The following is a 10,027-nucleotide window of genomic DNA, read 5'->3' as shown; positions in this document are numbered from 1 at the left end:
TGGCGTTGATTTTTGGCACGCTGTTGAGTTCTCAAGGAACGGACGCTTCCTTTGTACTCACCCTCTCGGGCTTTCCTCCGGGCTTCCCTTCGGTATTTCGTGTTTCCAGCTTAGCAGATCCGATTTCCCGTTTCTGCCACCCGCTGGAGCGGGCTGCCAGGTGTGGAATTCGCTTTCGCGTTTTCCGTTCCCGGCGGGGTCAAACATTACCAGGCTTTCTCGGTCCCCCTGACCACTCCCCCGGCGAGCTGACGCACGCAGAGGTGTAGACCACTGGGGTTAGGATCTGGCTTGATAGGTGCTGCCGACCCGCGACTCAAGGCCGCGTTGGGGTCAGGCAGGAGTACGACAGTACATCCCACCGTCAGTAGAGGCAAATCGTTTCGGGGTAGCCCTAGGTCCGCCAACTGGTACGTCTCGTGCGGAACTAGGACTTCTTATGACTTACGCTTCTGAACAGTACGCCGTCCAGGACAGGTAGTGACGGCGCCACACAATCTCCGCCCCTGGGAGGCTTCCCATGACATCCGTGACGTCGCCGCTTGCCGGACGCGCCATCGGTCTCGCCGCAGTTCCCGACCCGGTCTTCTCCGGTGCGATGGTCGGGCCTGGTACCGCCATCGATCCCGTGCGTGAGCCCTCGGAGGCGGTGTCCCCTCTCGACGGGGTCGTCGTCTCCATGCACCCGCACGCTTTCGTCGTCGTCGACAGTGAGGGGCACGGCGTGCTCACCCACCTCGGCATCGACACCGTTCAGCTCAACGGCGAGGGCTTCGAGCTACTCGTCAACAAGGGTGACACCGTGACGCGCGGACAGGCCGTCGTGCGCTGGAACCCCGCCGCGGTCGAGGCCGCCGGCAAGTCCCCCATCTGTCCCATCGTGGCCCTGGAGGCCACCGCGGACTCGCTCTCCGACGTCGTCGAGGACGGCGACGTGAAGGCCGACGACCTGCTCTTCAACTGGAGCTGAGTCGGTTCGTCGTCGTGACGACCGCGAGTTCGACATTCAACGCGGCGGCCGGGGCCGTCGCTCAATCGGAGACGGGTGAGATGGAGACAACGCTGCGAGGCGTCGGCGTCAGCCACGGTGTGGCTATCGGCGAGGTCCGGCACATGGGCACGGCGGTTCTCGAACCGCCGGCCAAGCAGATTCCGGCCGATGAGGCGGAGCGCGAACAGGGGCGCGCCCGTCAGGCGGTGGAAGCTGTGGCCGCGGACCTCAACGCGCGGGGCAATCTGGCCGGCGGCGAGGCACAGGCGGTGCTCGAGGCCCAGGCGATGATCGCCCAGGACCCGGAGCTCATGGCCGACGTCGACCGCCGGATCGCGGTCGGCAGCACCGCGGAGCGCGGGATCTACGACGCGTTCTCGCACTACCGGGAGCTGCTCGCGGGTGCCGGTGAGTACATGGCCGGGCGCGTCGCCGACCTCGACGACGTACGGAACCGGATCGTCGCGCGGCTGCTCGGTGTCCCTATGCCTGGTGTGCCGGACAGCGACGAGCCGTACGTGCTGATCGCGCGGGACCTTGCGCCCGCGGACACCGCGCTTCTCGACCCGACGCTCGTGCTCGGTTTCGTCACGGAGGAGGGCGGGCCGACCAGCCACAGCGCGATTCTCGCGCGGGCGCTGGGTGTGCCGGCCATCGTCGCGCTGCCCGGCGCGGGTGAGCTGGCCGAGGGCACGCTCATCGCCGTCGACGGTTCGACCGGTGAGATCTTCGTGGACCCCAGCGAGGAGAAGAAGGCGGAGCTGACGCAGGCCGCCGCCGCGCGGAAGGCCGCGCTCTCCTCGTCGAGCGGTCCTGGTGCGACCTCGGACGGGCACAAGGTGCCGCTGCTCGCCAACGTCGGCGGTCCTGCGGACGTGCCGGCCGCGGTGGAGGCGGGTGCCGAGGGCGTCGGTCTGTTCCGTACGGAGTTCCTCTTCCTGGACGACAGCAAGCAGGCGCCGTCCGAGGAGAAGCAGATCGAGGCCTACCGCAAGGTGCTCGAGGCGTTCCCCGAGGGCCGTGTGGTCGTGCGGGTGCTCGACGCCGGTGCGGACAAGCCGCTGGACTTCCTGACGCCGGTCGACGAGCCGAACCCCGCGCTCGGTGTGCGCGGGCTGCGGTCGCTGCTCGACCACCCGGAGGTGCTGCGGACGCAGCTGACCGCGCTGGCGAAGGCGGCCGAGGGGCTGCCCGTGTACCTCGAGGTCATGGCGCCGATGGTGGCCGACCGTACGGATGCGAAGGCCTTCGCCGACGCGTGCCGTGAGGCGGGGCTGCGGGCGAAGTTCGGTGCGATGGTCGAGATTCCCTCGGCCGCGCTGCGGGCGCGCTCGATTCTCCAGGAGGTCGAGTTCCTGTCGCTCGGCACCAACGACCTCGCGCAGTACACCTTCGCCGCCGACCGTCAGGTCGGTGCCGTGTCCCGGCTCCAGGACCCGTGGCAGCCCGCGCTGCTCGACCTGGTCGCGCTGTCCGCCGAGGCGGCCAAGGCCGAGGGCAAGAGCTGCGGTGTCTGTGGCGAGGCCGCTTCGGACCCGCTGCTCGCCTGTGTCCTGACGGGTCTGGGGGTCACCTCCCTGTCGATGGGCGCCGCGTCGATTCCGTACGTGCGGGCGACGCTTGCCAAGTACACGCTGGCGCAGTGCGAGCGGGCCGCTGCCGCGGCGCGTGCCGCGGACACCGCGCACGAGGCACGCCTCGCCGCGCAGGCGGTGCTGTCCGGGGAGTGATCCCTGGTTGTTGCCGGTATTAAGGGGCTTCCCGTCACTTTGGTGGCGGGGAGCCCCTTCCGCGTGTGCGGTCAGTGGTGGGCGGGCCACTCGTCGTCGGGGGCGGGGGCGAGGGGGAAGCCCGCGCGGTAGTCGACGCCCGGCTCCGGGGAGAGGGGCTCTCCCGTGCGGGCGTCGGTGCAGTAGGCGGCGAAGACCTCGGCCTCGGTGAGGGGGGTCAGTGTGCCGTCGGTGAGGCGCCAGCCGTGGAGGCGGTCGGCGACGCCGGGGCTGGTGGTCCGCAGGACGAGGCCGCCGGGCGCCGCGAGGGTGATGCCCGCCGCGAGGACTGCCGTGAACTCTGCGGCCTCGGTGCCTTCGAGGTCGCTCGCGCCGTGGGTGTGGAGGACCGCGAGGAGTTGGTCGTCGGCCGCGGGGACGCTGCAGACGAGGTGGTGGGCGCCTGGGCCCGCTGCTTCGAGGAGGCGTACGAGCAGCCGGGAGGCCTGCTCGAAGGCCGCCCTTCCGATGTCCTTGCCGCAGGTCGCGCAGTCGCCGGCGGTGGCGAGGACCGTGGTCGCGTACTCCCAGGTGGCGTGGCGGACGGCAGTGTCGACGAGTTCCGGCAGGAGGGCGCTCAGGGGCTGTCCTGTATAGGTGACGCGGGCTCCTGTGGTGGCGAGGTGCGCGGTGAAGCGGCTGCGGCTCGTGGGGTGGTCCGGGTCGATGGCCGTCTCCGTGCAGTAGGCCTCGTACTCCTCGGGGTCGAAGAGGGTGACCGTCGTGTGTCCGCCCTGGGTGGCGAGGGATTTGAGGAGCGCCTCGATCTGCTGGAGGTAGGTCGTGTGGTCGTCGAAGGCGAAGGTGCTGTAGCGGCGCATGGCCGCGAAGTCCTGCGCGTCCGCGAGGAGTCCGACGGTGCTGGGGACCTCGCGGCGGAGGGCGCGGCGGAGGTGGGTGGTCGTGGTGCCGGTCCTGGTCATGTCTCCCCCTGGTGACAGTCCGATCAGTGCTCACTCACCGTAACCTTCGGCACTGACAGTGACGGTTCGGTGAGGCGTCGGCGGACCAGGCGGTTCTGTGCCGTGCAGGTGGCGACGAGGGCCGCGCCGAGGAGGGGCCAGCCGAGCGGGCCCGTGGAGACGAGTCCTGTCATGAGGAGGGGGCCGGCGAAGCGCTGGGTGGACTGGGCGAGGCCGTGGACGCCGAGGTAGGCGCCTTGGGCGTCGTCCGGGGCGAGGGCCACGGAGATCTCCCAGGAGGCGATGGTGTGGATCATCTCGGCGAACGTGAGGACCACGGCCGCGGTGATCAGGGCGGTGATGGAGAGGGTGCGGCCGGTCAGGGCCGAGGCGGCGACGGCAAGGGTGCCCGTCGCGAAGAGGACTGCCAGCGGGGTGTAGAGGCGGCGGGCGGCTTCGGTGGTCGCGCCGAAGCGGGAGAGCGGGACCTGGAAGATCACGACGAGGGCGCTGTTGAGGACCAGGAGGAGCGGTGCGAGGCCCACGGGGGCTTCGGTCGCGTGGACGATCCAGAGGGGCAGGGCGACCTGGAGGATCGAGTCGTGGAGGAAGAAGACGCCGTCGCCCGCGGTGAAGGCGAGGAAGCCGCGGTCGCGCCAGGGGTTGGAGGGCTTGGCACTCGGGGTCGCGTCGGTGGAGGCCGCCACTACGCGGGACGTCGCTGGCGCCGGGGGCTCGGCGCAGCGGAGGGTGAGTGCGGCCATGACCAGGTAGGAGAGCGCGTCGCCGATGAGGAGGAGCTGGAAGGCGGTGGTGGAGCCGACGGCGAGGGCCGCTGCCGCGCCGAGGCCGCCGAGGGTCCAGCCGAGGTTGGAGGTCGTGCGGTTGATGGCCTGGTAGCGGACGCGGTCGGCGCCTGCCACGCGGGCCGCGTAGAGCTTGGTGAGGACGTTCGTGGCGCGGTCGGGGAGGGCGCCGACGGCCGAGAGCAGGACGAGGAGTGCGTAGTCGTCGGTCGTGAGGAGGGCCAGGAGGGCCGCCGCGCGCAGGAGTTGGGCACCGATGATCACGCGGACGAGGGGGAAGCGGTCCGCGAGGCGGCCGCCGAGGGGCGCGCCCGCGATGCCGGCGGCGCCCGAGAGGGCGATGAGGAGGCCCACCTGGCCGAGGCCGAGCCCGGTGACGTAGGTGAAGTAGAGGGCCATGGCGGTGGACCAGAGGCCGGTGCCGCACTTGTCGATGAAGCCGATGACGAGCATGCGGCGGCCGTCGCGGCCACCGGGGATGCGGTCCTTGAGGGGTGGGCGGGTCGGACGGGCGGTGCGGCTCATGGGTCCCCCTTGCATGTTCCTTTGTATTGATACATACTGTGTTACGTGGCAGCACAATATGTGATCGAAGGGGCTACGGCCAAGGGGATTGCCGCGTCCGTGGAGAGGGGCGTGGCCGAGGGCCGGCTCGCGCCCGGCGACGCCCTGCCGCCGGTGCGGCGGCTCGCCGACGACCTCGGAGTGAGTCCGGGGACGGTGGCGACGGCCTACAAGGAGTTGCGGCAGCGGGGGCTGATCGTCACCCGCGGGCGGGGCGGCACGGTGGTGGCGGACGTGCCGTCGGTCGCCTCCCGGCGGCCCCCGCGCGTGCCGGCCGGGCTCGTCGATCTCGCCGGCGGGCATCCCGACCCCGCCTTCCTGCCCGTACTGCGGCCGCCTTCGGCCGTCGCCCCGGTGTACGGCTCCCATCGCGCGGCCCCGCGCCTCGCGGCGCTCGAGGCGCTGTCCAGGGAGTGGTTCGAACGGGACGGGGTGCCCGCGGAGCACGTGACGTTCGCGCACGGCGCGCTGGACTGCATCGCGCGGCTCCTCTCGACGGAGCTGCGGCCCGGCGACGCCGTGGCCGTCGAGGATCCCGGCTTCCACCACCTGCTCGACCTCGTCCCCGCGCTGGGGTTGCGGATGGTGCCTGTCGCGGTGGACGGCGAGGGTCTCGTCGCGGAATCGCTGCGGACGGCGCTGCGGGGCGGGGTGCGCGCGGTGGTGTGCAGTCCGCGCGGACAGTGCCCCACCGGCGCCTTCTTCACCCGGTCACGGCGGGACGAACTCGTCGCCGTACTACGGAAGTTCCCCGAGGTCCTCGTCGTCGAGGACGATCACAACGCCGAGGTGGGCGGGGCCGCGGCGTACACGCTCGCGGCTGCGGGGCTCGACCGGTGGGCGCAGGTGCGGACCGTGTCCAAGCACCTCGGCATCGACCTGCGGTGGGCCGGGGTCGCTTGTGACGCGGTGACGCTGGCGCGGCACGACGGGCGGATGCTGATGACCTCGGGCTGGGTCAGTCACGTACTCCAGGAGACGGTGACCGGGCTGCTCGCCGACGATGCGGTGCGCGAGCTCGTGGCGGCCGGCGAGGCCGCGTACGCGGAACGGCGTGCCGCGCTGATCGGTGCGCTCGGCACGTACGGGATCCGTGCTGTGGGGGCGAGCGGGCTGAACGTGTGGGTGCCCGTGCGGGACGAGTCCGCCGTCGTCAACGGGCTGCGGACGCAGGGCTGGTGGGTCGCCGCGGGCGCGCGCTTCCGGATCGCCGCGCCGCCGGCCGTCCGGATCACGACGGCGACGCTCGCGCCTCCGGACGCGGTGCGCCTCGCGGCGGACTTCGCCGGGGTGCTCGGGGATTCGCAGGCCACGTACGGGGGGTGAGAGGGCGGTAGACGTGCGGGTGCTCCGGGGGAGTTTACGTCCTCCTCCCGGAGCTTCTTCCGCCGCTTGGACGTCAGTTCATCGGGTGCGGTAGGCGTTCCGCAGGGTCTCGGTGAAGGTGTTGCCCGCGGTGTCGGTCAGTTCCGCGCGGAGCGAGACCGTGCCGCCGGGGCCGGGGGTGCGGAACCCCGCCCGGCCGTCGAGGACCGGGACCCGGGTCCATGTGGTGCCGCCGTCCGTGGACACCGACACGGTGAGGGAGCGGACGCCGGTCGTGGCCGCCGCGCCCTGGACGGTCACCGGGACCCGCGTCAGGGCGCCCGCCGGGGCGGTGCCGTCGAGGTCGAGGGCCGGGGCGAAGCGGACCGTGCTGAGCGGGAGTTCCGCGGGGTGGGAGGCCGCGGCCGAGGTGAAGGTCCAGGACGCCGTGACGCGTCCGCCCGCCGTCGGGCCGCTGCCGTGGGTCGCCATGGCCGTGAGCGTGTACGCGGCTCGGCCGGGTGTGGTGGTGAACTCCGCGCGGCCCGGGGTGCCGTTCCGGGTGCCGATCAGGACGCCGTCGCGGTGGAACGTGGTGGTGGCCGCGTGGAAGCGCGGCGCGCTCGGCGCGTGACCGTCCCCGTCCGCGAGGAGCGGGATGTCGAGGGCGAGGGTGTCGCCGGTACGGAGGCCTGCCGGACGGGCGCCGGGGGACGGGTCGAGGGCGGGGCCGTAGACCGCGTTGTCGAAGGTGTGCGTGGTGGTGGCGCCCGGGCGCACCGCGAAGTCGTTCGCGAAGTAGCGGTTGGGCGGGGTCTCGGGGGCGGCGGGGGCGGCGTAACCGACGTCCCACAGGCCCCGCTCCGGGGTCACGAGGAAGGTCGCGGTGGCGAGGGGTGCGAGGGGCTGGCTGAGTCCGACGGTGGGGCCGGCGCTGGGCTGGATGTCGACGAATCCGGTGCCGGTGGCTCCGCCGGGGGCGGCCGCGCGGACCTTCACGGTGGCCAGCGCGCCGGGGGCGGGGTTCCGGACGAGGCCGGTCAGGGCACGGTCGGACGTGAAGGTGTAGCCGAGTGCGTAGTCGGCGCGCTCGCCGGACCAGTAGGTGTCGATCCACTCCTTCACCGAGCCCGATTCGGCGGCGGGGCCGAGGTGGGCCACTCGCAGGCGGTCGCTCGCCATCATGATGTTCGCCGAGCGGGTCGTCCCCTCGTGGGTGGCCTCCACGAACGCCATGCTGTGGAGGTACCGGGCGCCGGCGTCCTGCGGGCGGACGTTCACCGGGGCCGTGGTGCGGGCGTCGACGGTGATCGCCGTGTCGTGGTCGAGGTCCAGACGGGGCTGGACGATCCAGTCGGTTCCCTCGGCCGGGTCGGCGCCGAGCAGGGTGGAGTCGAGCAGGTAGCGGCCCTTGGGCAGTCGGACGGTGACCGTCCCGGACTCGTCGTAGGGGGTTGCCGAGGCGTCGGCTCCTGGGCCGGAGATGCCGGTGACGCTCGTCTGGTAGCGGCCTGTGGCGGCTCCCGCGCGGTCCAGGTGCCGGATCGTCAGCGTGTACGTCTCGGGGGTTCCGTCCGCGGCGACCGCTGTCGGGTTCAGCGCGGAGAGGGAGGTTCCGGCGAGGACTCCGGCCAGGGCCAGGGTGCGCAGGGCCGAGCGCCGGGTCGTGCGTCGGGTCGTGGAGCGGGGTGTCGTGGGTTCGTTCATGTCCAGCACTGCTCGCGGCGGGCGGGGCGTTCCCGTGACCTGGGACACATCGCGGGCAGGTCGGCCCGGCGGTGTGTCCCAGGTCACGGGAACGCCGGCGAACCAGCGCCCAGTGCCTTGTGTGGAATCACCTATGAGAGATCGTTTCCGCGCCGGAGACCCGGCGGCGCTGGGCGAGGCGTACGACGAGCACGCGCGGGTCCTGTACCACTACGCGTTCCGGGTGTGCGGCGACCGGGCGGCGGCCGAGGACGTCGTCTCCGCCACGTTCCTGGAGGCGTGGCGCTGCCGCGGAAAGGTGCACGCCGACGGCGGCACCCTGCGGCCGTGGCTGCTGGGCATCGCGACCAACATCATGCGTGGCGCCGCGCGGGAGGCGCGGCGCCGGGACGCGGCGCTCGCCAGGCTCCCCGAGCGGGGTGTGCTGCCCGACTTCGCCGACGACGTCCTCGCCCGGATGACGGACGGGGAGCAGGTACGGGCGGCCCGTGCCGCGCTCGGGAAGCTCCGGCGCCGTGAACGGGAGGTCTTCACGCTGGTGGTGTGGGCCGGCCTGGACTACGCCGCTGCCGGAGAGGCGCTGGGCATACCGGTCGGGACCGTGCGGTCCCGGCTGTCCCGGGCCCGTGAGCGGCTTCGCAAGCTCGCGGACGCCGAGCTGCGCGCGCTGCGGCGGCGAGGGCGGTCCGCCGGGCCGGCGGCCGGACGTTCCGGATGGTCCGGACATTCGCCTGGCCTGCCCGACGTCCAACAGTCCGTTGTCCGGGAGCCGCATGTCCCGCACGCCGTCCGCCCCGCCGTCCGCCCCGCCCTCGTGCCCCTCACGACCCCGGAGAACCAGGCATGAACACCTCCCGAAAGACGCACTCGACGCACTCCCCCTCGGACGAGCTCCTGCGCGGCGAGCTGACGGAGCTTCTGCCGCCGCCGCCCGTGCCCGACCTCGCACCCGAGCGGGAGCACGCCCTCCGGTACGCCGTCCTGCGCGACGCCCTGGCCTCCGGGCCCGCCGCGCGCCGCCCGCGTGCCCCCCGCGCCGTCCCCCGCTTCACCTGGATCGCCGCGCCCGCGGCGGCCTGCGCGCTCGTGGCCGGTGCCGTCGTCCTCGCCCCGGCGGAGGTCCCGTCCCGGCCCTCGGGGCAGGTCTCGGCCGGGCAGCCGACGGTGCGCGACGCCGGGCGGCTGCTGTCCCGCGCCGCGCTCGCCGCCGCCGTGGCGCCGGCCCCGGACGCCCGGCCCCAGGACTTCGTCTACGTGCGGAGCCTGGTCGCCCACGCCGGGCGCAGCGCGGCCGGGGGCGTCGCCACGCTGCCTCCCGTACGTCAGCGTGAGGTGTGGCTCTCCGCCGACGGCAGCCGCGCCGGGCTCCTGCGCGAGGCCGGCGCGGCCGACTCCGTACTCTCCCCGCGCCTGCCCGTGTACGAGCTGGACCACCGGGGGGCGTCGCCGGAACCGTCCACGCTGGAGGCGGCGGCGCCGTCCGTCACGAACCCGACGCATACGTACGTGGCCGGCCTGCCGACCGACCCCGATGCTCTGCTGCGGCTGGTCCGGGAGGAGACCCGTGGGGGCGGGGGCGACGCCGATCAGCGGGCCTTCCGCGCGATCGGGACCCTGCTCGCCGAGACCTGGGCTCCTCCGAAGGTGACGTCCGCGCTGTACGAGGCCGCGGCGCGGATCCCCGGGGTCGGCGTCCTGTCGTCCGCGAAGGACGCCGCCGGGCGGGAGGGCGTCGCCGTCTCCCGTACCGCCGACGGCGAGCAGACCCAGTGGATCTTCGACCGGGCGACGTCGGTGTTCCTCGGCGAGCGCACGGTGCTCACCGAGACCACGGCTGCGGGGAGGAAGGGCACGGTGCTCGGTGTGTCGGCCGTCCTCGCCAAGGGCGCCGTCGCCAGGACCGGCGAGCTGCCGGCCGCGCCCCGCGCCTGAGTCCCGCCGCACGCGTACGACGCGAGGCCGGTCCCTGTTCCGGGGACCGGC

At 73.0% G+C, this 10,027-nt stretch carries 8 protein-coding genes; 5 read left to right on the top strand and 3 right to left on the bottom strand.

All coding sequences use genetic code 11. From position 1 onward, the window contains the following. The first annotated feature begins 520 nt into the window (after positions 1 to 520). Positions 521 to 970, top strand: a complete 450-nt coding sequence (locus ACIBG6_RS34265) for a PTS glucose transporter subunit IIA (RefSeq protein ID WP_399226603.1) — start codon at positions 521 to 523, stop codon at positions 968 to 970. An 80-nt stretch (positions 971 to 1,050) separates the two neighbouring features. Then, the gene (gene ptsP / locus ACIBG6_RS34260) at positions 1,051 to 2,721 is read left to right on the top strand and encodes a phosphoenolpyruvate--protein phosphotransferase (RefSeq protein ID WP_399226602.1); all 1,671 of its coding nucleotides are present in this window, start codon (positions 1,051 to 1,053) and stop codon (positions 2,719 to 2,721) included. 71 nt (positions 2,722 to 2,792) lie between these two features. On the opposite strand, the gene ACIBG6_RS34255 is transcribed toward ptsP, so the two are convergent. Together ACIBG6_RS34255 and ACIBG6_RS34250 are read right to left on the bottom strand one after the other, a co-directional pair. Further along, positions 2,793 to 3,683, bottom strand: coding sequence for a hypothetical protein (locus tag ACIBG6_RS34255; protein ID WP_399226601.1), 891 nt, complete (start codon positions 3,681 to 3,683; stop codon positions 2,793 to 2,795). A gap of 23 nt (positions 3,684 to 3,706) precedes the next feature. Then, the gene (locus ACIBG6_RS34250; RefSeq protein ID WP_399226599.1) at positions 3,707 to 4,993 is read right to left on the bottom strand and encodes an MFS transporter; all 1,287 of its coding nucleotides are present in this window, start codon (positions 4,991 to 4,993) and stop codon (positions 3,707 to 3,709) included. Positions 4,994 to 5,038: 45 nt separating this feature from the next. Between ACIBG6_RS34250 and ACIBG6_RS34245 the strand changes: the two genes are divergently transcribed. Then, the gene (locus tag ACIBG6_RS34245; RefSeq protein ID WP_399226598.1) at positions 5,039 to 6,358 is read left to right on the top strand and encodes an aminotransferase class I/II-fold pyridoxal phosphate-dependent enzyme; all 1,320 of its coding nucleotides are present in this window, start codon (positions 5,039 to 5,041) and stop codon (positions 6,356 to 6,358) included. Positions 6,359 to 6,436: 78 nt separating this feature from the next. Here the strand turns inward: ACIBG6_RS34245 and ACIBG6_RS34240 are convergent, their stop codons facing one another. Further along, positions 6,437 to 8,044, bottom strand: coding sequence for a serine protease (locus ACIBG6_RS34240; RefSeq protein ID WP_399226597.1), 1,608 nt, complete (start codon positions 8,042 to 8,044; stop codon positions 6,437 to 6,439). Positions 8,045 to 8,177: 133 nt separating this feature from the next. On the opposite strand from ACIBG6_RS34240, the gene ACIBG6_RS34235 reads away from it, so the two are divergent. Beyond that, positions 8,178 to 8,891 (top strand): RNA polymerase sigma factor, encoded by a 714-nt coding sequence (locus ACIBG6_RS34235; protein ID WP_399226596.1) that lies wholly within the window; start codon positions 8,178 to 8,180, stop codon positions 8,889 to 8,891. Beyond that, on the top strand, positions 8,888 to 9,976 hold the full coding sequence (locus ACIBG6_RS34230) for a CU044_5270 family protein (RefSeq protein WP_399226595.1): 1,089 nt from the start codon (positions 8,888 to 8,890) through the stop codon (positions 9,974 to 9,976). The genes ACIBG6_RS34235 and ACIBG6_RS34230 overlap by 4 nt, the downstream gene beginning before the upstream one ends. The last annotated feature ends 51 nt before the right edge of the window (positions 9,977 to 10,027 follow it).

Source organism: Streptomyces sp. NPDC050842 (assembly GCF_044456565.1).
Lineage (GTDB): Bacteria > Actinomycetota > Actinomycetes > Streptomycetales > Streptomycetaceae > Streptomyces.
Note: the sequence above shows the minus strand (reverse complement) of the source record. Positions and strands in the feature narration are given on the sequence as shown.

Bases quoted from the DNA above. Each gene is read 5' to 3' on its own strand.
- ACIBG6_RS34250 (WP_399226599.1), bottom strand. From the start codon at position 4,993: ATGAGCCGCACCGCCCGTCCGACCCGCCCACCCCTCAAGGACCGCATC.
- ACIBG6_RS34235 (WP_399226596.1), top strand. From the start codon at position 8,178: ATGAGAGATCGTTTCCGCGCCGGAGACCCGGCGGCGCTGGGCGAGGCG.
- ptsP (WP_399226602.1), top strand. From the start codon at position 1,051: ATGGAGACAACGCTGCGAGGCGTCGGCGTCAGCCACGGTGTGGCTATC.
- ACIBG6_RS34230 (WP_399226595.1), top strand. From the start codon at position 8,888: ATGAACACCTCCCGAAAGACGCACTCGACGCACTCCCCCTCGGACGAG.
- ACIBG6_RS34255 (WP_399226601.1), bottom strand. From the start codon at position 3,683: ATGACCAGGACCGGCACCACGACCACCCACCTCCGCCGCGCCCTCCGC.
- ACIBG6_RS34265 (WP_399226603.1), top strand. From the start codon at position 521: ATGACATCCGTGACGTCGCCGCTTGCCGGACGCGCCATCGGTCTCGCC.
- ACIBG6_RS34240 (WP_399226597.1), bottom strand. From the start codon at position 8,044: ATGAACGAACCCACGACACCCCGCTCCACGACCCGACGCACGACCCGG.